Consider the following 23,346-nt stretch of genomic DNA (forward strand, 5'->3'; position numbering starts at 1 on the left):
GTGTCGCTCTGGAGTTGTTAGTTTTCAGACGCCCGGCAACGAAGCGGGCTTGCGTCGGCCCTCGAGGGCGGCCGCAATCATGATGCAGAGAGGCATTCAATGATGAACTCGCGATCCCGTGGACCTTTCAGGGGTGCTGCGGCGACTGCCCTGGTTCTGGTCGCAGGCGTCGTCCTGGCGGGCTGCTCGGGCGGGAACAGCTCGGACGGCCCCGGGAACTCCGCACGACCCGACGACGAGATCCACGTCCTGGTCTTGGGTGACGCCGCCGCGTCGGCGGAGCAGGCCGCGGCCGACCGGTTCAACGAAAACTCTGAGGTGAAGGTCGTCATCGACACCGGATCCACCTCCGGAGCCGAGTACACGACGGCGGTGCGCAACTCGATCGGCACCGCCTCCGCCCCGGACGTCTTCATGAGCTGGGGCGCCGCGGGCATCCAGCCCCTGGTCGACGCCGGCGCCCTGCTGTCCCTGAACGACTTCATCGAGGAGGACCCGCAGCTGCGCGACGCCTTCCTGCCGTCGGTCTTCGACGAGGAGGTCATCGACGAGGACGCCTACGGCATCCCGATGCGAGGCGTTGCACCGACCTTCCTCTACTACAACAAGAAGGTCCTCGCGGACGCCGGTCTCGAGCCGGCGGCGACCTGGGACGACCTCCTCGCGCAGGTCGGCCCGCTGAGCGACGCCGGCGTCACGCCGATCGGCCTCGCGGGAGCCGACAAGTGGCCCACCCAGATGTGGTACCAGTACCTGTTCGACCGGGTTGACGGAGCCGACGCGGTGAAGGACGGCCTGGCGGGCGACGCCGACGTCTGGGCCAGCGACGACAGCCTCGACGCACTCGACGACCTGCGCGAGCTCGTGGACTCGGGAGCCTTCGGGAACAACTTCGACTCCGTCTCCTACGGAACCGACGGATCGGCGGCCCTCCTGCGCACCGGCAAGTCCGCCTACGAGCTGATGGGCACGTGGCACTACGCCACGATCGAGGGCGGCGACGAGGAGTTCGTCCAGAACGACCTCGGCTGGACGGCCTTCCCGTCCTTCGGGTCGGACGGAGCGGGCGACATCGCCGGCAACCTCAGCAACTTCTACAACGTGGCCGCTGACACCCGGTACCCGGACACCGTCCGCGGCTTCCTGGCCGAGCTCTACAGCGACGAGTTCCTGAACGACCAGCTCGCTCTGGGTAACCTGCCGCCGACGACGAATGCCGGCGATCTCGTGGCGGCCGACTCGAGCCTCGACGAGACCAACAAGGAGTTCCTCACCTTCGTCGCCGGCCTGGTCGCGGACGCCCCCACGTTCCAGCTGTCCTGGGACCAGGTGGTGCCCGCCTCCAGCCAGACGCCGCTGCAGAACGCGATGGCCGACTACTTCAACGGCACGATCGACGCTGATGAGTGGGTCTCCGCGGTGCAGGCCGCGACCGCCCAGGAGTAGAAGAACCCCGACGGTCGCTGAGCGTCCGTCACGATGAAAGGCACCAAGCCATGACCCTCCTCCTCGATGAAGAGAAGGCTCAGGCGAAGAGGGGCGGCCTGTCCGCAGCGGGCCGCCCCGGCCCGCGCAAAGCAGGCCGCCCCGGCTTCGTCTGGTCCCTCCCCGCGATCCTCATGTTCGCCGTCTTCGCTCTGCTCCCCCTCGTCTTCGCCGTCTACCTCTCTTTCACCGAGTACAACGGCATCCGCCTCATCGCGCCCCAGTGGGTCGGCCTCGACAACTGGGCGCGCGTCCTCACCGACACGGCACTGCACCGGAGCCTCGTCGTCACGGTCGTCCTCGTCATCCTGGCCGTCGTCACGCAGCTCCCCGTCAGCCTCCTGATCGGCGTTTGGGCTGCCGGCCCGCAGCGGGCCCGCGCCGTCGTCGCCGCGCTGTACTTCATCCCTCTGCTGATGAGCACCGCCGCCGTGGCTGTTCTCTGGGCCTCGCTCGCGGACCCGAATTTCGGCATCCCGGCCCTCCTGACGCCGCTGCTCGGCCCCGACAACCTCTTCAGCAACATCCTCGGACAGCCCGCCAGCGCCATCGGGCTGATCGCGTTCATCTACCTGTGGGGCGCCACTCCCCTGCACACCCTGATCTACCAGGGCGGAGCGCGGTCGATCCCCGAGACGCTCTACCAGGCCGCCGCCATCGACGGGGCCGGCACCGTGCGGCAGTTCTTCTCCATCACCGTCCCGCAGCTGAAGAACACGATCGTGACCTCCACCATCCTCATGGTGGTCGGCACCTTCACCACCTTCGATCTCATCCTCATCCTCACCCGCGGAGGCCCGAGCGGCGCGACGTCCAACCTGCCGTTCTTCATGTACGACCGCGGCATCTCCGCTCTCGACTTCGGCTACGGCTGCGTTGTCGCAGTCATCGTCATCGCGGTCGCCGCCATCGTGTCGATCGGCATGGTGCGAGCGACCGGGTACGACCAGATGCAGGGCACTCAGGAAGGCCTCTGATGCGCACCCGACCCAACTACATTGCCGGCTTCTTCGCCGGCCTCTGGCTGCTGATCATCATGATCCCGGTCTACGTCATGGTCCGTGCCTCCTTCGAGAGCCGTGCGACCTATGCGGAGAATGGACCCCTCGGCCTGCCACGCGAGTTCACCCTCGACAACTACGCCTACGCCTTCCAGCAGGGCTTCGGACGGTTCCTGCTGAACTCCGGTCTCATCACCGTCGGCACCGTCCTCATCATCCTGCTGGTCGTGCCACCGCTCGCCTTCGCCATCGTCCGCAGCGAGAGCCGCTGGGTACGCGTGGTCTTCCGCGTGATGCTCTTCGGGCTCGCCATCCCCGCTCAGGTCGTGGTCATCCCGGTGTTCTTCTTGATCGACCGGCTGTCGCTCTACGACACGCTGCTCGGAGTCATCATCCCCACGGCTGTCTTCCTGATCCCCCTGACGACGCTGATCCTCTCCGGCTCGATGCGCGAGATCGGGACGGAGCAGTATGAGGCGATGGCGCTCGACGGCGCCGGTTCGTTCCGGACCTTCGCCACCCTCGTGCTTCCGCTCTCGAAGGGCGGGGTCTCGACCATCGTGATCTTCTCGGCGCTGAACGCCTGGAACAACTACCTGCTCCCGCTGGTGCTCACGCGCTCGGCCGACAACCGCGTCGCCACCCTCGCGCTGGGCATCTTCCGGCAGGAGTTCTCGCTCAACATCCCCGGGCTGATGTCGGCGATCGTGCTGACCGTCGTCCCGATCCTGCTTCTGTACGTCTTCGCCCGCCGCTCTCTCGTCCGGGGGTTGATGGGCGTCGGGGGTAAGTGATGACGCTCGACGCCAGCGCCCGCAAAGTGACTCTCCAGGACGTCGCGAAGGCTGCGAACGTCTCGCTGTCGACCGCGTCGAAGGTGATGAACGGACGTGCCGGAGTCGGCGACGGGACGCGGGATCGTGTCGACGCCGCCGCGCAGCAGCTCGGCTTCGTCGCTCTCGCGGATCGTCAGAGAGCGGCGAGCCTGGCCGGGGAGTCGACGATCGAGATGCTCGTGGAGCCTCGGGACGTCAGCAATCCCTACCTCGCCGCCTTCCTGGGTGGGGCGATAGAAGTCGCCAGCAGCCTGGGGATCGGACTCCTCACCCGCTCCATCGAGTCCGCGATCACCGACACTCCTACGGCGTGGGCGAGCACGCTGGCTCGAGCGGGGCGCCTGGGCGTCATCGAGGTCACCAGCACCTACTCGGCGTCCCGCGAGCGCGCGCTACGAGCCGCCGGGCTGTCGATGGTCCTCGTCGACCCGATCGACAGCCCCCGCACGACGACCCACAGCATCGGCGCCACCAACTGGGCCGGCGCCTATGAGGCGACGAAGCACCTCCTCGAGCTCGGCCACCGCCGAATCGACTACATCGGCGGACCACCCCGGGCCAGCTGCGACATCGTCCGAGCTCACGGCTGGGCCGCCGCCATGGCGGAGGCCGGCATCCACGTCGATCTCACCAGCGTGCCCCGCGAGGCGTACAGCTACGAGCACGGACTGGCCGCCGCGAGGGCCCTCCTGTCGTCCGACAACCCGCCGACAGCGATCTTCGCGGGCAGCGACGCCTCAGCGATGGGGGTGCTCGAGGCCGCACGACAGCTCTGCATCACCGTCCCCGACGACCTCAGCGTCGTCGGCTTCGACGACACCCTCATCGCGCGCATTTCCGCACCGCCGTTGACCACCGTGCACCAGCCCATCGCCGATATCGGTCGAACGGCCGTCACGACTCTCCTGCGCCTCTCCCGAGGCGAGACCATCACCACGAAGCGCGTCGAGCTGTCGACGCATCTCGAGGTTCGTTCCTCCACAGCGCACCGCGCCGAGCACTCCCCCGAAAGGCCGTCATGACCACTCCCGCCACCGACGCACTCCCGCTCTGGAAAGACACGTCGTCGACCCCGGCGGAGCGCGCTGCGTCACTGGTTCAGCAGATGACCCTCCGCGAGAAGCTGCAGCAGATCGGCAGCACCTGGCCCGGCTCCGAGGACCTGGAGGAGGCCGTCGCCCCGCTGCAGGAGACCCACGAGATGGCTCTTCCGTTCGAGGAGGCGATCATCGACGGCATCGGTCACATCACCAGACCGTTCGGGACCGCGCCCGTCGAGCCCGCGGAGGGCATCGCGCGACTCGTCGGCCTGCAGCGCCGCGTGGTCGACGCGAACCGCTTCGGGATCCCCGCCATCGCGCACGAGGAGTGCCTCACCGGTCTGACCGCCTGGAAGGCCACCGTCTACCCCACTCCGCTCGCCTGGGCGGCCACCTTCCACCCGGATCTCGTGAAGGAGATGGGCGAGGCGATCGGCACCGACATGGCGGCGCTGGGGGTGCACCAGGGTCTCGCTCCGGTCCTCGACGTCGTCCGCGACTACCGCTGGGGCCGAGTGGAGGAGACGCTCGGCGAGGACCCCTACCTCGTCTCCGAGCTCGCCGCCGCCTATGTCAGGGGCATCCAGTCCGCGGGCGTCATCGCCACCCTGAAGCACTTCGTCGGATACTCCGCCTCCCGCGGTGCCCGGAACCACGCTCCGGTCTCGATCGGCCAGCGCGAGCTCCGGGACGTGATGCTCCCTCCGTTCGAGAAGGCGGTCGTCGCCGCCGGCGTGCGCTCGGTCATGAACTCCTACACCGAGCTCGACGGCGTCCCGACGGCGAGCGATCGGGAACTGCTGACCGGGCTGCTCCGCGATCAGTGGGGGTTCACCGGCACGGTCGTCTCGGACTACTGGGCGACCCCCTTCCTCCAGACCATGCACCGCGTCGCGGACGGCCTGGTCTCGGCGGGTGCGCTGTCCTTGACGGCCGGGATCGACGTCGAGCTGCCCCACACCGCGTCCTACACCGAGGAGCTCGCGGAGCGGGTCGGCGTCGACTTCATCGACACCGCCGCCACCCGCATCCTCACCCAGAAGGCCGAGCTCGGCCTCCTCGACGAGGACTGGACGCCGGAGCGCGACCAGTCGGTCGATCTGGACTCGACCCGCAACCGCGACATCGCCGCACGCCTGGCCGAAGAGTCCATCGTCCTTCTGCGCAACACCGACGCGGTGCTTCCGCTGAGCGACGAGCCGCGAAGGATCGCCGTCATCGGCCCGCTGGCGGATGACCCGCACGGGCTCTTCGGCTGCTACTCCTTCCCGAATCACGTGCTCCCCAACTTCCCCGAGGCGGGACTCGGCATCAGCGCACCGTATGTCCTGCAGGGCATCCGGGAGGCCTTCCCGAACGCGGAAGTGACCTTCATCGCCGGTGGAACGGTGATCGGCGAGGACACCGCGAACATCCCAGCGGCCGTGGCTGCCGCTGCCGCAGCAGACCTCACCATGGTCGTCGTCGGGGACCGCTCCGGCATGTTCGGGCACGGCACCTCCGGCGAGGGCTGCGACGTGCTGGGTCTCGAGCTCCCCGGATCACAGCACGAGCTGACGGAACGGGTCCTCGAGGCAGCCGGCACGAGCATCCTCATCGTGCTCTCGGGACGCCCGTACGCGATCGGGTCGCTCGTCGAGCAGGCCACCTCCGCGCTCCAGGTCTTCTTCCCGGGGCAGGAAGGCGCGGCCGCCATCGCCGGCGTCCTGACCGGACGAGTCGACCCGAGTGGCCGGATGCCGGTGCAGATCCCTGGAGCATCCTCCGCCCAGCCCGGCACCTACCTCGCGCCGCCGCTCGCCCTGCGCAGCGAAGGCATCAGCAACATCGACCCCACCCCCGCCTTCCCCTTCGGATTCGGGCTCTCCTACACCGACTTCGTCTTCGGGCCGCTCCAGGTGGACGCCGCGAGGATCACCACCGACGGAACGGTGACCGTCTCCACGACGGTGGAGAACCGCGGCACGCGAGCGGGCACCGCGGTCCCGCAGCTGTACCTGCACGATGTCGAGGCGGATGTCACCCGGCCCGTGCGCCAGCTGATCGGCTTCACCAGGCTCCTGCTGCAGGCAGGCGAGAGCGCCGAGGTGAGCTTCACGATGCACGCCGATCTCACCGCCTACACCGACCGCGCGTTACGTCGGCGCGTCGATGCCGGCCTCATCGAACTGAGCATCGCCGAGAACGCCGCCGGCGCTGCTCCCATCGTCACGGTCGAGTTGACCGGACCCGTGCGGTACGTGGACCACCAGCGTGAGATGACGACCTACGCGGCAGTCCGCTCGTCGATCCGAAGCGGGAACGCATGAGCAGGGCCGCGTGGAGCGCGCTGACCGCGAAGACCTGGGAGGAGGGCCTCCTCGCAGGAACGGGAGTCGTGGGCGGCATCCTCTACGGCGATCCACCGCGGCACGTCGTCGCGCTAGCGCACGAGGACTTCTTCGTGCCGGCCAACAGCCGTGTCCCCGCCCCCCTCCTCGCGCCCGCGCTCCCCGCTGTCCGCAGGGCCCTCGCCGACGGAGATTCAGGTACGGCCGCCGACCTCGTCGAGAAGACCCTGCGCGAGCAGGGGTGGGATCCGGACACGCTGATCTGGACCGATCCGCTCGGAGCGATCGCTCAACTGGAGTGGCAGCCCGACCACACGAACTGGAGCGCTTACCGGCGAGACATCTCGCTCATCAACGGAGACGCGGGAGTCTCGTGGGAACTGCCGTCCGGCGCGAGAACAGGCCTGAGCATCTCGACCAGCCACGGCACCGCCGGTTTCGACGTCGAGCTCTGGTCGGAAGAGCCGATCTCCGGTCGATTGCGCCTCGTACCGGTGCACGAGGCGGGATCATCCGCGACAACCGTCCTTCCCGTCGACTACAGCGACACCATTCGAACTCGGACCGCAGCCACCGAATCCGTACTGATCGTCATCGTCGAAGCGCTCGGTCTCGAACCGGGTACTGGGGCGAGTGCCCAAGCCCGCGTCATCTCGGAGGCGCCCCATGAGCCGGACGGCGAGAATACCTGGCGCGTAGAAGTGCCCGCCTCAGGCTGCCGCTTCCGCATCGACGTCACCACCACCTACGACTCCGGATCAGACCATGTGCTGGCTGACATCGCGTCGCTGCTACCCGCCTCCGAGCTGACGCTCGCGGGTTCGACGAGCGCTGACGAACCGACGGAACGCATCTGGGAAGATGCCTCGGCCGGCGCGGTGCCGGCCGAGGCGCGGGTACTGGAACTCGCCTACCTGGCGGGACTGCGCAACATCGCCGTCTCCACGGGGTCCTTGCCGCCGACACTGCAAGGGGTCTGGCAGGGCACCTGGTCGCCGGCATGGTCCGCCGACTACACGATGAACGGGAACGTCCAGCTCGGAGCTCTCGCGGCTGTCCTTTGGACGGGCACGCCGGAAGTGATGACCTCGCTGTTCCGGCTCGTCCGCCGCTACCTCGACCACTACCGATCCAACGCCCGACGGATCTTCGGGCAGGACGGAATGCTCCTCCCCGCCCGGATGACCACTCACGGACACGCCAACCACTTCCTCCGCGACTACCCCCACCAGTTCTGGCTCGGGAACGGTCCCTGGTTCCTGCGGCTCGCAGCCGACTACATCCAAGTCACCGGCGACCGGACGATCCTCGACGACTGGCTCTGGGACCTCACGATCGAGATCCTCGACTTCTCCCGCCGAGTGATCGACGACGCCGGAGGGATCCTCTCGCCCTCGTACTCCCCCGAGAACACCCCGGCCGGTAGCGAGAACCCTCTGGTCGCCGATGCCACCGCGGACATCGCCGCTCTGCGCGACGGCTACCGCGTCGGCGCCTGGTTCGCCGAACTACGGGGGGACACCCATCGCGCCGCGGAATGGTCCGCCGCGCGAAGCCGGCTGCCTCAGTTCGCAATCGTCACTGATGGAACGCTCGCCGAATGGTCCACCCGGTGGCCGGAGAACATCGCTCATCGGCACGTCTCGCAGCTCCACGGACTCTGGTACGAGCCCGATGAGGCGTTCACCGACGAGAAGCTCCGCGCGGCGGCACTGGGCACCGTCAGAGCGAAGATCGCGTGGCGTGCCGAGATTCCGTCGGGCCCTCCTGGTCACATGGAGATGGCGTTCGGACTCTCCTCCATCGGACTCGCGGCCGCGGCTCTCGGTGACGCGTCCTCGGCCTACCAGTGCGCCGTATGGCTGGCTCGGGACCACTTCACTCGTGCCCTCAGCACGACGCACGACGCCGGCGCGATCTTCAATCTCGACGCCTCGGGCGCACTGCCCGCTGTCGTCGCCGCGATGCTGCTGCAGTCCTCCCGCGACACGCTGCACGTGCTGCCAGCTCTCCCGTCTCAGTGGGCCGCCGGCACCATCACCGGTCTGACCGCGCGAGGGGCAGTCACTGTCAGTCGACTGTCGTGGACTCCGGACGGCATCGATCTCGATCTCGAGCTGTCGACGCGTGGTGAATGGCTGCGGCCCGAAGGCGTCACCATCGTCCTGCCGCGAGCCGGTGTCCTCCGCGGGGCCCCGAACACCACACAGATCGACTCGCGCTCGCTCGTCATCAAGCCGGGAACTCTTCGCGTGAGGGTGCAGGCGGACTTCACCGCATCATGACGAAGTCCCGGGTGAGGTCGATCCGTCGAACGGTTGGAAACTCTTTCCGTCCGCGTCATCGTCCCGCGCACCAGCTGATCGGTGGAATGGATGCATCGAGCTCAAGGAGGAGCAACGTGAAGAACCTTGTCAGATGGAGCCTCTCGACCGTCACGGTCGGCGCTCTCGCAACCGGCCTCGCGCTGAGCGGAGGCGTCAGCGCATCGGCGTACCAGCCGACGCCGTCTTCGGTGTACACGGCGACCGATCCGGGCTCGTGCAACAAGAGCCCCTGCATTCTTTACCCGAAGTCGACCCAGCTTCCGAGTGGTCGCCTGCTCGCAGCGTTCGAGGACAGTCAAGGCGCAGTCGTCGGCCAAGACATGCCGATCTTCAAGAGCGACGACTACGGCGACACCTGGCAGAAGCTCGCCGACCTCCGAGCACCGGCCTACGTCACCGACGACCCCGCCTACTCGCCGTACACGAGCAACTGGACGAACCCCTACCTCTACGTGCTGCCCGAGGACCTCGGCAGTTACAAGAAGGGCACCGTCATCCTCTCGACGGTCGTCTCGCCGGGCACCTCGACCGACAACAACCGTCTCGCGTCCGCCGTTGTTCTCTGGGCGAGCACGAACGACGGCGCGTCCTGGGGTCTCGTTTCGAAGGTCGCCGCGAGCCCCACGTCGTACACCGGAGTCGAAGGAGACTCGGTCTGGCAGGACCCCGTCTGGGAGCCCTACCTCATGATGCGGAACGGGAAGCTGATCGTCTTCTACTCCGACGAGAGAGACGCCCTCGGCTACGACGCGACCACCGGCGTCGCCCGGTTCGATCCCGCCGACGCCAGCTCCGCAGATTCCGGCGGGCAGATCCTGGCTCACACGACCTGGGACGGCGTCGGCGCGTGGACGGCGCCCATCGTGGACGTCGCCGGACTCACGCAACCGCACGACGGGAAGACCAAGATCGGTGGTGGTCGACCCGGTATGACCAACATCGTCCCCACGACGGACGGCAAATGGCTCCTCACGTACGAGTACTGGGGTGGGGGCGACAACGTCCGCTACAAGATCGCGGACGATCCCGAGAACTTCCGGTCGGTCGGCGGCGCAGAAGGACTGCCGATCTCACAGCTTCCCGTGGCAGCCGGCTCTCAGGGACTCGCGCAAGGCGGCAGCCCGGTCCTGGTCCGACGCCCCGACGGCGGATTGATCTACAACGCAGCGAACAGCGGAGCCGTTTGGGTCAACGAATCCGGGCGCAGCGACGGCGCATGGAAGCAGTACCAGACCACAGTTCCCGCCGGCTACAGCCGCGCACTTCAGTACGTCGAGGGCACCGGCCGCATCCAGATACTGCAGGCTCCCTGGGGTACCGGACCCGTCAGTACCGCATCCCTCGATCTCGGCCACTCCGAGGGCGCCTACTACTCGCTCGTGAACAGAGCGACCGGTCAGGTCCTCAGCACGGCACAGGACAAGACGCAGGACCCGGTCTACACCGGTGATCAGCCCGACATCATCACCTGGAGCGACAACCCGGGCAACGACACTCAGCGCTGGCACGTGCAGCGGAAGGGCTCGAGCGTCACCTTCCTGAACAAGGCGGGGGGCCGCGCCCTCGGCATCTGGTTCGGCAACGCCACCGCCGGCCAGCCCCTCTCCCAGTGGGTCGACGACAACGGCTCCGACAAACTGTGGACCCTCGTACCGACAGCTGACGGCTACACGAAGATCCAGTCCACGAAGAACACCGGCCTCTTCCTCAGCGGCACTGCGGCGGGGGATCAGGTCCGCCTGGCATCCTCGATCGACGCGTCGACGAACACCACCGCTGACGACGCGCAGGAGTGGCAGCTCGTGCAGGAGGCCCCGACCGCCTCCGGGCTGTCGGCGGCCCGACAGTCGACGACCCTGATCGGCGTCGACGACCTCCCCGCCGGCAGCACCCTGGCGCTGAACGCCGCTACCGCCGATCCGGCCGGAACGAAGACGAACGCCGGAGTCACCGGCCGCGTCTGGGCTCTCACCGGCGCCGGCGCGGCAGTCGATCTGGGCACGGTCGCGTTCGACGCAAATGAGAGGGGTTCGGTGGCCGTCCCGTCGACCTTCGCCGCGTCATCCGATGTCAGGATCGCGGTCGCGTTCGACGCCTCCGCCCTGGTGTGGGACTCCGTCCGGATCTCGGCAGCCACAGCGACCTACCCGAGCACGACCGTCGCGTCTTCTCGGTGCGTGGCCGGGAAGGCGGTTCTGTCCGTCACGACCACGAACACCGGCAGCACACCCATGGCGGTAACCCTCACCAGCGCCTACGGCTCGAAGAGCTTCGCTCAGGTCGCGCCGGGTGCGAACGCGTCCTCGGCGTTCTCCACCCGCCTCACGACCATGCCCGCCGGAGAGGCGACCGCGTCCGTCGGACCGGTCGGCTCCGCACCGAGCCGGACCGCGACGGTCGCGTACACCGCCCGGGCCTGCTGAGTGATCCCACTCGACTGAGGTCGGGGCAGTCATCACCACCACGACGTCGTGCGGGACGGAACGACCCCTGTCCCGCACGACTGCGTCATCCATGTCCCACCGCCGGCTGATCCCGGCGAAAGGACCCCTCTCGCCAGCTCAAAGGAAGATTCACGAATGAAGGACGTCGTCGCTGCGCTCGACCTCGGTGCACTCGCCTTCGGTGGCGCTCAACTCGGAAATCTCTACCGCGAGACGAACGACGCCGAGGCAGTAGGCGCACTCGCCCGTGCTCACGAGCGCCGGATCCGGACCTACGACACCGCACCCCACTACGGCTTAGGGCTGTCGGAGCGCCGACTGGGCGAAGCCCTCGTTAAGTGGAACCGCGACACCTTCGTCGTCTCTACGAAAGTCGGCCGCATCCTCGACCCTGTCGAGAATCCTTCCGGCGCACTCGACGATGAGGGGTTCGCGGTCACGGCTACGGCCGTCCGGCGGCGCGACTACTCCCGCGACGGGGTCCTCCGCTCGATCGAGTCCAGCCTCGAGCGTCTTCAACTCGATCACCTCGACGTCGTCTACGTCCATGATCCCGATGACCACGTCGAGGAGACCCTCGACGCTGCCCTCCCGACGCTCATCGAACTACGCGAGCAGGGCGTGATCCGGGCGGTCGGAGTGGGCATGAACCAGTCGGCGGCGCCGGCACGATTCGTCCGCGAGAGTGACCTCGACCTCGTCATGGTGGCCGGCCGGTACACACTCCTCGACCAGAGCGCCCTCGCCGACCTCCTGCCCGCAGCCCAGGAGCGAGGCGTGGGCATCATCGCAGCCGGTGTCTACAACTCCGGGCTGCTCTCCAAGCCTCGTCCCACCCCCGAGTCCCGCTACGACTACGCAGCCCCACCCGAGGCGTTGATCCGCCGAGCCAACGCCATCGCCGAGGTCTGCGAGCGGCACGGCAGCTCGCTCCCGGAGGCCGCTGCCCTGTTCCCGCTCACCCACCCGGCGGTCGCCTCAGTGGTGCTCGGGATGCGGACTGCTGACCAAGTCGACTCGAACGTCGAGCGCTTCGCCTCACACCCCCCGGCCGACCTCTGGACCGAACTCATCGAACTCGGCCTCTTGAACCCGTCCACCCCGATCTCGAGCCGCCCTGCCCCGACCCTCGAAAGGCATTCCGCATGACCCGGATCACCGACGTCACTGTCACCGACCTCCGCTTCCCGACGTCGCTGAGCGCCGATGGGTCGGACGCGATGAACAAGGACGCCGACTACTCGGCCGCCTACGTTCGCATCGACACCGACGATCCCGCCCTGAGCGGATTCGGGTTCACCTTCACCATCGGACGAGGCAACGAGCTCTGCGTGCTCGCCGCGCGAATCCGCGCGGCCTCCCTCCCCGGACGTGACGTGGCAGCAGTCGTCGGCGACCTCGGTGGCTTGTACCGCGAACTGCAGTCGGACTCACAGGTGCGGTGGCTCGGACCGGACAAGGGCGTCGTGCACCTCGCTCTCGCGGCGGTCATGAATGCGGTCTGGGACCTCGCTGCGCGCGCTGCCGGGAAGCCGCTCTGGCGTCTCCTGGCCGACATGACTCCCGACGAGCTCGTCGACGCCGCCGACCTGCGCTATCTTTCGGACGCGTTGACCAGGGACGAGGCACTCGCGATCCTCTCGGATAAGGTCGCAACCCGCGCTGACCGCATCGCCGATCTCGAGCGCACGGGATACCCCTGCTACACCACCAGCGCGGGATGGCTCGGATACTCCGATGACAAGCTTCGGCGCCTCTGCCAGGAAGCTGTCGACGCGGGCTACAAGCACGTGAAGCTCAAGGTCGGCGGCAGCCTCGACGACGACCTGCGACGCCTCGCTCTCGCCCGCGAGGTGATCGGCTGGGACGTCGACCTCATGATCGACGCGAACCAGGTCTGGGATGTTCCGGAAGCCATCGAGAACGTCCGTGCGCTCGCGCAGTTCAAACCCCTCTGGATCGAGGAGCCCACGAGCCCGGATGATGTGCTCGGCCACGCTGCAGTGCGCCGCGCCGTGGCACCCATCGGGGTTGCGACCGGTGAGCACGGCATGAATCGGGTGCTGTTCAAGCAGTTGTTCCAGGCCGAGGCCATCGACTACTGCCAGCTCGACTCCGCCCGCCTCGGCAGCGTCAACGAGATCCTCGCGGTGTACCTCATGGCCGCGAAGTTCGACGTGCCCGTTTGCCCGCATGCCGGCGGGGTCGGCCTCTGCGAGCTGGTGCAGCACCTCTCCGTCTTCGACTACGTCGCTGTGTCCGGCTCACTCGAGGGTCGCGTCACCGAGTACGTCGATCACCTGCACGAGCATTTCGTCGACCCCTGCATCGTCAAGGACGGCGCCTACATCGTCCCGTCTCGGCCTGGGTACTCGGCTGAAGTCTTCGAAGCAACCATCGAAGAGTTCCGATTCCCCGAAGGCGGCTACTGGGCCGCAGCCACGAGCTGAGCGAGTGAGTCCGGAGACGACCCCCGATGATCGCGGAGCGGGTGTCATCGACGCTCACCTGCACATCTGGGACCCGTCCCGGCATCGCTACGACTGGCTCGGTCCGCAGCACGCCCCGATCGATCGGACCGTCACCGCCGAAGAGGCGATCGGCGTGCTGCGCCGCGCGGGGGTTTCGCAGGCGCTTCTCGTTCAGGCAGCCGACACCGATGAGGACACCGACGCGATGCTGGCCGCAGCCAGAGCACACAGCGAGCTCATCGGGGTCGTCGCGTTCGTGCCTCTCGATGACCCGAGGATGGCGGCGGCTCGGCTCGAATCGCTGCTGCAGGACCCGCTCGTCGTCGGGGTTCGATCGCTCGTGCACGATCGACCGGACCCCGACTGGATCCTCCGCCCGGCCGCTCGCGAGATACTCGATCTGATCGACGCAGCAGGTCTCGTGTTCGACTTGCCTGCAGTACTCCCTGCGCATCTGAAGCACATCCCGGAACTCGCGCACCGGCACCCAGGTCTCCGGATCGTGCTCGACCACCTCGGCAAACCGCCGGTCGGCGCCGCTGGCCCCTGGGCGGAAGGAGAATGGGAGCGGCTGGTGCGTCGTCTGGGGCCCCTTCCCACGGTCTCGGCAAAGCTCTCCGGTCTGCAGTCCCTCGGCACAGACGCGGCCGCATGGAGCCCGGATCAGGTTCGACCGTTCGTAGAAGTAGCGCTCGATGTCTTCGGACCGGATCGAATGCTCTTCGGAGGCGATTGGCCCGTCTCGGAACTATCGGGCGGCTACCGACGAATCATCGATTCGACGACGAATCTGCTGAGCTCTCTCGACCCCCTCGGACGAGCCGCCGTTCTCGGCGGGACCGCTCGGCGGGTCTACGGTCTCGGTACTCGGTGAGCGGGGCTGCCGGTCCGCGCTGTCAACGACTTCAGTGACGCAAAATCCGCGATGTCGGATCCCCCACCTTCTCTCCTTCGCTCTTCGCCCAACCCGCTCATCCACCGGCCCTCTGGAGGACCACCATGCAGATCCGTCGCCTCGGCAACCCGGGGGCTGAACGCCCCTACGTCCTGGACTTGGACATCGCGTACGACCTGGAAAGCCTCACCTCCGAGATCGACGGCGTCTTTCTCGCCGACGACGGTCTGAACCGCGTGCGAACCGCTTTGAGAGAAGGGCTCCTCCCTGAGGCGGACGTCGCCGAGCTGCGCATCGGATCGCCGATCGCGAGGCCCGGCAAGATCGTCTGCATCGGCCTCAACTACCGCGACCACGCAGCCGAGACTGGCGCAGCCGTCCCAGCAGAACCCGTCGTCTTCATGAAGGATCCCGCGACGATCGTCGGCCCCTTCGACGCCGTGCGGATCCCAGTCGGCTCGGTGAAGACTGATTGGGAGGTGGAGCTCGGTGTCGTCATCGGCGTCCAAGCGCGATATCTCGATTCCCCTGAGGAGGCAGCGGCGTGCATCGCCGGATACGTGCTCTCGCACGACGTGTCCGAACGGGAGTTCCAGCTAGAACGCGGCGGGCAGTGGGACAAGGGCAAGAGCTGCGAGACCTTCAACCCGCTCGGACCATCGCTCGTCCCCGCCGAAGAGCTCGACGCATCGGATCTCCGACTCACTCTCTCGGTCAACGGAGTCGTGCGCCAGGACGGCACAACCGCTGACATGGTTTTCGACCCCGCCTACGTGGTCTGGTACCTCAGCCAGTTCATGGTGCTGCACCCCGGTGATCTCGTGAACACGGGCACGCCGGCTGGTGTCGCGCTCGGCATCCCGGGTAACCCTTACCTCCGCGCCGGGGACGCGGTGACGCTCTCGATCGAAGGACTCGGCGAGGCCGAGCAGCGCTTCGAGCAGGCGGAGACCGGACGATGAGCGCGCTCGACGGGCTCATCGCGATCGTGACCGGCGGCGCCTCGGGCATCGGCGCCGAGTGCGCTTCTCTGTTGTCAGAGCGCGGGGCGCTAGTGGCGGTGCTCGACCGCGACGTCGACTCAGTGCCGGCAGACCTGTTCGGTGTGCGCTGCGACGTCACGGACCGAGCATCGATCGACGCCGCGATCGCTTCGGTCGTCGGAAGATTCGGCGGACTCGACATCGTCGTCAACAACGCCGGGATCGGCGCTGTCGGCACCGTGGAGGAGAGCACTGAGGAGACCTGGCAGCGAGTCCTCGACGTCAATGTGATCGGTGTCGCGCGAGTGAGCGCCGCTGCGCTGCCGGCGTTGCGCCAGTCGAGCAGTGCCTCGATCGTCAACATGTGCTCCGTGGCCGCGACGAGCGGGCTTCCACAACGGGCGGTCTACGGAGCATCGAAAGCAGCCGTTTACGGCCTCACGATCGCGATGGCCACCGACCATGTTCGCGAGGGCATCCGGGTGAACTGCGTGAATCCGGGAACGGTGCACACAGGCTTCGTCGATGCGAATCTCCGCTCGTTCGACGACCCCGCCGCCGAGCTGGAGGCGCTCAATCAGCGCCAGCCGATCGGTCGAATGATCACCACACGCGAGGTCGCCGAAGCAGTGGCGTTCCTCGCGGGTCGAAACTCCTCCTCGATCACCGGATCATCGCTCGCAGTCGATGGCGGAATGAACTCTCTCCGGGTCCGCCCACTCTGACTTCCGAGGCGATGAGGAGACGTCGCCATGCTCACTCACGCACGAAAGGCACTCCATCCATGGTCCAGCGCCAGTTCCCGAAGCCCGTCGAGCTGCTCGAGTACCTCAGCTTCAAGAAGCCCGAGCTCGACGGCCGCAAGCGCCGCCTCGACGCTGCGCTCACCATCGAGGACCTCCGCACCATCGCGAAGCGCCGCACGCCGAAGGCCGCGTTCGACTACACCGACGGCTCCGCCGAGGGCGAGATCTCCATCGCCCGCGCCCGCCAGGCCTTCGAGGACGTGGAGTTCCACCCGCAGGTGCTCCGCGACGTCGCCGCCGTGGACACCACCGCCACCGTCCTCGGCGCGCCCTCCGCGATGCCGTTCGGGATCGCGCCCACCGGCTTCACCCGTCTGATGCAGACCGAGGGCGAGTCCGCCGGAGCCGGAGCGGCCGCCGCCGCCGGCATCCCCTTCACCCTCTCCACACTCGGCACCACCTCCATCGAGAACGTGAAGAAGGCCAACCCGGACGGCCGCAACTGGTTCCAGCTCTACGTCATGCGCGACCGCGAGATCTCCTACGGCCTCGTCGAACGCGCCGCCAAGGCCGGCTACGAGACGCTCTTCTTCACCGTCGACACCCCCGTCGCCGGCGCCCGCCTGCGCGACAAGCGCAACGGCTTCTCCATCCCGCCGCAGCTCACCGTCGGCACCGTCCTCGACGCGCTGCCCCGCCCGTGGTGGTGGTTCGACTTCCTCACCACCCAGAAGCTCGAGTTCGCCTCGCTCAGTGCGACCGGAGGCACCGTCGGCGACCTGCTCGATCTCGCCATGGACCCCACCATCAGCTTCGAGGACCTCAAGGTCATCCGCGAGATGTGGCCCGGGAAGCTCGTGATCAAGGGCGTGCAGAGCGTCGAGGACGCCCACAAGTTCGCCGACTTCGGCGTCGACGGCATCGTGCTGTCGAATCACGGCGGTCGCCAGCTCGACCGCGCGCCTATCCCGTTCCACCTCCTGCCCGAGGTCGTCCGCGAGGTCGGCACCGACACCGAGGTGATGGTCGACACCGGCATCATGAACGGAGCCGACATCGTCTCCTCCATCGCCCTGGGAGCGAAGTTCACCCTGATCGGCCGCGCCTACCTCTACGGCCTGATGGCCGGCGGCCGCCAGGGCGTGGACCGAACCATCGCGATCCTCTCCGACCAGATCGTCCGCACCATGAAGCTCCTCGGCGCCCACTCCCTCGAAGAGCTCACCCCGGCCCACGTCACCCAGCTCGAGCGCCTCCAGCCCCGCCCCCGCGCCTGACCCACAGAGCTCGCCGGTCGAGTAGCCCCCACAGGCGCCATCATGCTGGTCGAGTAGCCGCCGCAGGCGGCGTATCGAGACCCACGTCCCCCGCACGGAGGAGCTCGATACGCCCGCTGCGCGGCCTACTCGATCAGCAAGGAGGGGCCAGCACCCCGCCCGTCCGCGGAGAGCAGGACGCTCGCGGGGCGCAGTGGTTGATCCACCATGCAATTACCCCGGCCTCCGGGTCGGCGCGCGGCCTCCGGAGCCCTGCGCCATGACTCCGCGCCGGTAAGTGCCGATGAGTTGCTTGCGCACGAACTCGTTCGCGGATTCGATGTGCGTCGACTCCTCCCCCGCAGCAACGTCGACGCTCGCCGCCGCGGCGGCGGGCTCGCCGGTGCCGAACGGGTCGTCGCCGTAGCCGCCCATGCGTGAGTCACCGGCTCGAGGTCGTGTCCCTGCTCGATGGACGGCGTGGGCGTTTGCGGCTCGACGACCGGGCGGCCCGATGCGCCCTGCCCGGCGAGGTCGCGCACGCGGCCCGCGCGATCGTCGGCAGCGCCGTGCTGGCGTTCGTGGAGTCGGAGCAGACGCGGCGGGTGCGGATCCAGTGGGACTGCGACGGGCTGAACCTGCTCGTCGAGATCCGCGACGACGGCCGCGGCGAGCTGAGCACCCGCGACGAGGCGCTGCGCCCGATCGCGGAGCGCGTGCGCGGTCTCGAGGGCGAGCTGTCGATCGCGTCGACCGCGGGCTGGGGCTCGACCCTGTCGATCCGCCTGCCGCTGGACCCGCCGGCTCAGCCGGACGGGCTGGACCTCGCCGAGTTGAGCGCCCGCGAGCGCGAGGTGCTGAACCTGATCACGCTCGGCGCCTCGAACCGGCGGATCGCGGACGACCTCGGCATCAGCGGCAGCACCGCGAAGTTCCACGTGTCGAACCTGCTGCGCAAGGCCGGCGCCCGCAACCGGGCTGAGCTGGCCGCCCTGGCCCGCTGATCGGAGGGAGGTGCGACGCCGCCTCGCCCGGCGCCGGTCGGATCCCGATCGTCATGAGACGCGCTTCTCCAGGATCCGCTCCAGAGCCGGCTGGTCGATTCCCATCCCGAAGTGGGCGAACTTGCCCATGGTCGTGCCACCGACCAGTTTGAGGACCTCGGGATCGTCCAAGGGAGCCGGCAGTGGATCGTTCTCGTTCGTGAGCCCGAACGCCTCGCGGACCAGCGGACCGCTCTCGGGGTCTTCGAGCCACTCCTGAAGGGTGTGCCCGAGGGTGACGGGTGGTCGGACGCCGTTGCCGGGCAGCACCACCTCGAGCGTCCCGCGGATGTCGTGCGACGAAGCGCCGATCTCGAGCGTGAGGGGCCCGGCTGTCACCACCCAGTCGTGCGCTCCGATCGACCAGTAAGCGAGGTCCTGCGGCGCGACGGCGATGCGGACCGATCCTGACGCGCCCGGCGGCAGGGTGATGTCACCGAAACCGACGAGCTCCCGGCGGGGACGGTGGACGCCCGGGGTGATGTGATTCGCGTAGACCTGGACGACCTCGCGCCCCTCCCGTCCGCCGACGTTCGTGACCACGCTGTCGATCAGGACTCCGCCCTCCTCTGTGACGGTCGCCGTGGCTGTGTGCTCGAAGGCGGTATACGAGAGGCCATGGCCGAAGGGGAACGCGACGGGTACGCCGTAGCTGTCGTAGTACCGGTAGCCGACGTGGATGCCCTCGCCGTAGAGGGTGCGGCCCTCCTCGCCCGGCCACCCGATGTTCGCGGGGCAGTCGGTCAGCGCGATCGGCACGGTCTCGGCGAGGCGGCCGGACGGATTGACCGTGCCGAGCAGCACGTCGACGACAGCGGACCCGCCGGCCTGGCCGCTCAACCAGGCCTCGAGAACCGCCGCCGGCCGATCGGCCCACGAGTTCATCTCGACGACGGAGCCGTTGGACAGCACGACGGCCACCCGGTCGTTCTCCGTCAAGACCGCGTCAAGCAGGCGGCGCTGCGGGATCGGCAGTGCGAACTCGGTGCGGTCGGCCCCCTCGGCTTCGTCACCCTCGGGCAGACCGAGGAAGACGAGCACCGCGTCGGCTCCTCGCGCGAGGTCGACGGCCTCCGCCCGGAGCGACTCGTCGGCCGCCGTATCGTCCAGCCCGAAGCCCGGTGCGAACTCGACGATGACCCCCTCCGGCACCGCCGCGCGCAACGACTCGAGGGCATCGTCTACCCGGGTCGGAGTGACGCGTGAGCTTCCGGCCCCCTGGAAGCGCGGGGAGGTCGCGAAAGCACCGATGATGGCGATCCGCTGCCCGGGCTCCGGCTCGAGCGGGAGCATCCCGTCGTTTGTCAGCAGCACGCAGGCCTCTGCTGCGGCGACGCGGGCCAGCCGGTGGTGCGCGTCGGCATCGACGGGCGAACCGTCGGCCGGTGCGATCCGCTCGGCCAGGCGCAGGAGGTTGCGTGCAGAGTCCTGCGCCGCATGGCGCACGCTCGGATCGGCGCTGACTGCGGCGAGGACCTCCTCATCGGCGTGCGCGTTCGCCGGCATCTCCAGATCGAGCCCTGCGCGCAGCGCGGCGACCCGGTCGTAGACGGACCCCCAGTCCGAGATCACGGCGCCGTCGAAGCCCCACTCGTGGCGCGCGATCCCGAGCAGTTCGGCGTGCTCCGACGCGTAGACACCGTTGATCCGGTTGTTCGCCGTCATCAGCGTCCAGGGACGGGCCGTCCGGACGACGCGCTCGAAGGGGCGCAGGTAGATCTCCCGGAGCGTGCGCTCGTCGACGTCGGCCGAGATGCGCGCGCGATTCGTCTCCTGGTTGTTGCAGGCGAAGTGCTTGACGGATGCACCGACGCCCTTGCTCTGGACGCCCCGTACCAGCGCCGCTCCCAGTAGCCCCGCGAGCAGCGGGTCCTCCGAGAGGTACTCGAAGTTGCGTCCGTTGAGCGGATGCCGCTTGATGTTCACGCCCGGGCCGAGCAGGACCCCGACCCGCTCGGCCCGGGCCTCGGCGCCGAGCGCGGAGCCGATCTCGTGCAGAAGCCGAGGATCCCAGGTCGAGGCCAGCGCGGCTGCCGTCGGGAAGCAGGTGGCGGGCACTGCCCCGTGCAGCGTGATGCCAGCGCTGTCCGCCGACTGCTTGCGCAGACCGTGCGGGCCGTCGGCGACCATGATCGGCAGCAAGCCGATCCGCTCCAGCCCCTGGCTGTTCCAGAAGTCCGACCCGGAGGTCAGGCGAGCGAGCTCGTCGTCGCTCAGGTCGGCGACGACGTCGTCGACGGTGGATTCCGGTTCGAACACGGTGGTGGTCCTCTCTCTGCCGCGCGCAGCGGCCGGCCTTCAGTGGGGGGCGGTTCAGCGGACCGAGCGGATGAACGAGACCGCGACGGCCCCGATCAGCGCTGAGACCGCTCCGGCGATGAAGAGCGCGCTGTAGTTCTTCGGGTCGTTCGCGGCCACGCCGACGGCGAGCAGCGCGGGCGCGACGGCCGCCACGATCGAGACCGGCAGATTGTTGGCGACGTTGATCAGCGCGAGGTCCTTGGCGGGGTTGTCCGGATCGGGCAGCACCTGAGAGGCGAGGGCGAGCTCGACGCTGAAGTAGACGCCTTGCCCGATCGCGACCACCACGAGGGCAGCGAGGTAGAACTCGAACGTCGTCGCGGACGCGGCCAGGAGGAGGCCGATCGCGAGGATGACCGCCGCGATGACGACGAAGGGCTTGCGTCGGCCGATCCGGTCCGAGAGCTTGCCCATGATGGGCGCCACGAGGAGGGAGACGCCGGTGTTGATCAGCACGGTGAGCAGGATCGCGGACCCGAGCTCCTGCGGCGCGAAGCCGAGGTGATCGAGCAGGTAGATCGCCTGGAACGCGTTGATCGCGGCGACCCCCGAGAACACGAGCATCCGGCTGGCGAACGCCAGGGCGAACGCGGGGTGCCGCAGTGGGTTGACCCAGAAGACGCCGACGAGTTCGAGGAGGTGGAACGGCTTGCGCTCCTGGATGAACTGCGGATCGCGAAGGAAGAGGCTGAGCGCGACGAGTCCGAGGACGGCGAGAGCAGTCGGAATCAGCACGAGCGCGAGAACCGACGAGCCGAACGGCTGGCTGAGACCGATGCCGAGCAGAGCGCCGACGGGAGTGCTGAGGCTGATCAGGGCCGAAGGCAGGCCCCGCCGGTTCGCCGGCAGCTGATCGGCGATCAGAGCCGTGGTGATGACACCGGCGCAGATGGAGCCGAGGGTGAAGGCGAGGTTGGCTGCGGTGAGCGACCAGGCGTCCGTCGCTGTGATCATCAGCGCCGCCCCGAGGGCGAAGGCGACGGCGCCGGCGATCAGGAAGGGGCGGCGGCGGCCGGCACGGGAGCGCGACTGGTCGCTCAGGCGGCCGACGATGGGCAGGCCGACCAGGGCGAGGATGCCCGCGATGCCGCTCGCGAGGGCGAGGATCGAGGTCGCGTCGTCCGCATCGATCTGGTTGGCCTTCAGCGAGAGCGTGAGCAGGGCCACGCTCATCTGGGCGGAAGCGGCTCCGACGGACGCGAGCACGAGGAAGAACAGGAAGCCCCGGCGCGGCGCGGCCTCCCGTCGGAAGGCCTCTGTCGGCGTCGGGTCGAGCATCGGGTCGGCCGACGCGGCGGCGGACTCGGGCAGAGCAGTCATGGCGAGCACCTTTGCTTCATGTGTGAATGCGCACGACCTGGCAGCGGCCGCACCGGCGTCGCGGTGTGGATCACGGGCGACGTGCGGCCGACAGTAGCAGACATTTACCAGCGTGGAAAAGGTTGCCGTGAGATTCGGGGTCCCTCGCCGATCGGATCAGGGTCGCAGCAGCTCCAGGAAGGTCCGAACATGCAGCTCCATGTCGAGCTTGCGGTTGTACAGCCACTGCACCTGGATGCCCTGGATCAGGCCGTTGAGCTGTCGGGCGACGACCGTGGGATCGAGCTCGGCCCGGATCCTGCCGGCCTTCTGCTCATGCGCCAGAGTGGGCGCCACCTCGGCGACGAAGTCCTCCTGCGTGCGGAGGATGTAGTCGTGGGCCGGGTGCTCGGGTGCGATCGCCTCGGCCGTCAAGGTCGCGTCGAGCTGCAGCAGCTCGGGCGACTCCATGTTGCGGCGCATCATCATGCCGGCGATCTCGAGGATCCCCGCCCCCGGGATGGACTGCTGACGCGCGACGCGGTCGAGAGCGAAGCGGTGCTCGAGCACCCGCTGGAAGATCGCCTCCTTGGTGCCGAAGTGGTGCTTGAGGCTCACGTGGCTGGTTCCTGCGCGCTCCGCTATCGCCCTGAGGGACGTCGCGGTGTAGCCCTGCTCGGCGAAGATCTCGACCGCCGCTTCGATGATCTGCTCTCGGCGGCGCTCACCGTTGCTGTAGCGCGCTCGATCCGGCGCACGCGATGCGGCCGGTGCGTCCTCGGACGTCTCCCTCATCGGATCGCCTCCTCTTCCTGTCATCGGCAGTGTCCCACGCCATGTCGACAACGGAGGCACAACCATGACCAGGATGGTAAATGTTTGCTACGGT

At 68.2% G+C, this 23,346-nt stretch carries 18 protein-coding genes; 14 read left to right on the forward strand and 4 right to left on the reverse strand.

The annotated features are described in order from the left end of the window. Positions 1 to 102: 102 nt before the first annotated feature. The 13 genes from EDF43_RS19040 to EDF43_RS19100 all read left to right on the forward strand — a co-directional run bounded on the left by EDF43_RS19040 (position 103) and on the right by EDF43_RS19100 (position 17,835). The gene (locus EDF43_RS19040) at positions 103 to 1,446 is read left to right on the forward strand and encodes an extracellular solute-binding protein (RefSeq protein ID WP_132438157.1); all 1,344 of its coding nucleotides are present in this window, start codon (positions 103 to 105) and stop codon (positions 1,444 to 1,446) included. A 50-nt stretch (positions 1,447 to 1,496) separates the two neighbouring features. Further along, a complete protein-coding gene (locus tag EDF43_RS19045; RefSeq protein ID WP_132438156.1) occupies positions 1,497 to 2,462 on the forward strand; it encodes a sugar ABC transporter permease in 966 nt (321 codons plus the stop codon). After that, positions 2,462 to 3,280: a carbohydrate ABC transporter permease gene (locus EDF43_RS19050; protein ID WP_132438155.1), complete on the forward strand. Its 819-nt coding sequence runs from the start codon at positions 2,462 to 2,464 to the stop codon at positions 3,278 to 3,280. The genes EDF43_RS19045 and EDF43_RS19050 overlap by 1 nt, the downstream gene beginning before the upstream one ends. Next, positions 3,280 to 4,344 carry a LacI family DNA-binding transcriptional regulator gene (locus tag EDF43_RS19055; protein WP_132438154.1) on the forward strand — a complete coding sequence of 355 codons (1,065 nt, stop codon included), beginning with the start codon at positions 3,280 to 3,282 and terminating at the stop codon, positions 4,342 to 4,344. The genes EDF43_RS19050 and EDF43_RS19055 overlap by 1 nt, the downstream gene beginning before the upstream one ends. After that, positions 4,341 to 6,671: a glycoside hydrolase family 3 N-terminal domain-containing protein gene (locus EDF43_RS19060; RefSeq protein ID WP_132438153.1), complete on the forward strand. Its 2,331-nt coding sequence runs from the start codon at positions 4,341 to 4,343 to the stop codon at positions 6,669 to 6,671. The genes EDF43_RS19055 and EDF43_RS19060 overlap by 4 nt, the downstream gene beginning before the upstream one ends. Beyond that, the gene (locus EDF43_RS19065) at positions 6,668 to 8,977 is read left to right on the forward strand and encodes a glycoside hydrolase N-terminal domain-containing protein (protein WP_132438152.1); all 2,310 of its coding nucleotides are present in this window, start codon (positions 6,668 to 6,670) and stop codon (positions 8,975 to 8,977) included. The genes EDF43_RS19060 and EDF43_RS19065 overlap by 4 nt, the downstream gene beginning before the upstream one ends. A gap of 116 nt (positions 8,978 to 9,093) precedes the next feature. Next, a complete protein-coding gene (locus EDF43_RS19070; protein ID WP_207901863.1) occupies positions 9,094 to 11,442 on the forward strand; it encodes an RICIN domain-containing protein in 2,349 nt (782 codons plus the stop codon). A 156-nt stretch (positions 11,443 to 11,598) separates the two neighbouring features. Then, positions 11,599 to 12,612 carry an aldo/keto reductase gene (locus tag EDF43_RS19075; RefSeq protein WP_132438150.1) on the forward strand — a complete coding sequence of 338 codons (1,014 nt, stop codon included), beginning with the start codon at positions 11,599 to 11,601 and terminating at the stop codon, positions 12,610 to 12,612. Next, positions 12,609 to 13,913 (forward strand): L-fuconate dehydratase, encoded by a 1,305-nt coding sequence (locus tag EDF43_RS19080; protein WP_132438149.1) that lies wholly within the window; start codon positions 12,609 to 12,611, stop codon positions 13,911 to 13,913. Before EDF43_RS19075 ends, EDF43_RS19080 begins: the two co-directional genes overlap by 4 nt. Before the next feature lie 4 nt (positions 13,914 to 13,917). Next, a complete protein-coding gene (locus EDF43_RS19085) occupies positions 13,918 to 14,808 on the forward strand; it encodes an amidohydrolase family protein (RefSeq protein ID WP_132438148.1) in 891 nt (296 codons plus the stop codon). Positions 14,809 to 14,933: 125 nt separating this feature from the next. Then, positions 14,934 to 15,791 (forward strand): fumarylacetoacetate hydrolase family protein, encoded by an 858-nt coding sequence (locus tag EDF43_RS19090; RefSeq protein ID WP_132438147.1) that lies wholly within the window; start codon positions 14,934 to 14,936, stop codon positions 15,789 to 15,791. Continuing rightward, entirely contained in the window at positions 15,788 to 16,537 is a 750-nt protein-coding gene (locus EDF43_RS19095; protein WP_132438146.1) for an SDR family oxidoreductase, read from the forward strand. Before EDF43_RS19090 ends, EDF43_RS19095 begins: the two co-directional genes overlap by 4 nt. 59 nt (positions 16,538 to 16,596) lie before the next feature. After that, positions 16,597 to 17,835: an alpha-hydroxy acid oxidase gene (locus EDF43_RS19100; protein WP_132438145.1), complete on the forward strand. Its 1,239-nt coding sequence runs from the start codon at positions 16,597 to 16,599 to the stop codon at positions 17,833 to 17,835. A gap of 213 nt (positions 17,836 to 18,048) precedes the next feature. Here the strand turns inward: EDF43_RS19100 and EDF43_RS19105 are convergent, their stop codons facing one another. Beyond that, complete coding sequence (locus EDF43_RS19105) at positions 18,049 to 18,249, reverse strand: hypothetical protein (protein WP_132438144.1); 201 nt, start codon at positions 18,247 to 18,249, stop codon at positions 18,049 to 18,051. A gap of 2 nt (positions 18,250 to 18,251) precedes the next feature. Here EDF43_RS19105 and EDF43_RS19110 point away from each other — a divergent pair, with 2 nt between their 5' ends. Then, on the forward strand, positions 18,252 to 18,818 hold the full coding sequence (locus tag EDF43_RS19110) for a LuxR C-terminal-related transcriptional regulator (RefSeq protein ID WP_243646369.1): 567 nt from the start codon (positions 18,252 to 18,254) through the stop codon (positions 18,816 to 18,818). Positions 18,819 to 18,869: 51 nt separating this feature from the next. Here the strand turns inward: EDF43_RS19110 and EDF43_RS19115 are convergent, their stop codons facing one another. The 3 genes from EDF43_RS19115 to EDF43_RS19125 form a co-directional block, all read right to left on the reverse strand. Beyond that, positions 18,870 to 21,116: a glycoside hydrolase family 3 C-terminal domain-containing protein gene (locus EDF43_RS19115; RefSeq protein ID WP_132438142.1), complete on the reverse strand. Its 2,247-nt coding sequence runs from the start codon at positions 21,114 to 21,116 to the stop codon at positions 18,870 to 18,872. A 54-nt stretch (positions 21,117 to 21,170) separates the two neighbouring features. Further along, on the reverse strand, positions 21,171 to 22,478 hold the full coding sequence (locus EDF43_RS19120; protein WP_132438141.1) for an MFS transporter: 1,308 nt from the start codon (positions 22,476 to 22,478) through the stop codon (positions 21,171 to 21,173). A 156-nt stretch (positions 22,479 to 22,634) separates the two neighbouring features. Beyond that, positions 22,635 to 23,252 (reverse strand): TetR/AcrR family transcriptional regulator, encoded by a 618-nt coding sequence (locus tag EDF43_RS19125; RefSeq protein ID WP_165909193.1) that lies wholly within the window; start codon positions 23,250 to 23,252, stop codon positions 22,635 to 22,637. Positions 23,253 to 23,346 lie beyond the last annotated feature (94 nt).

This window comes from Rathayibacter sp. PhB179 (assembly GCF_004345345.1).
Taxonomy (GTDB): domain Bacteria; phylum Actinomycetota; class Actinomycetes; order Actinomycetales; family Microbacteriaceae; genus Rathayibacter; species Rathayibacter festucae.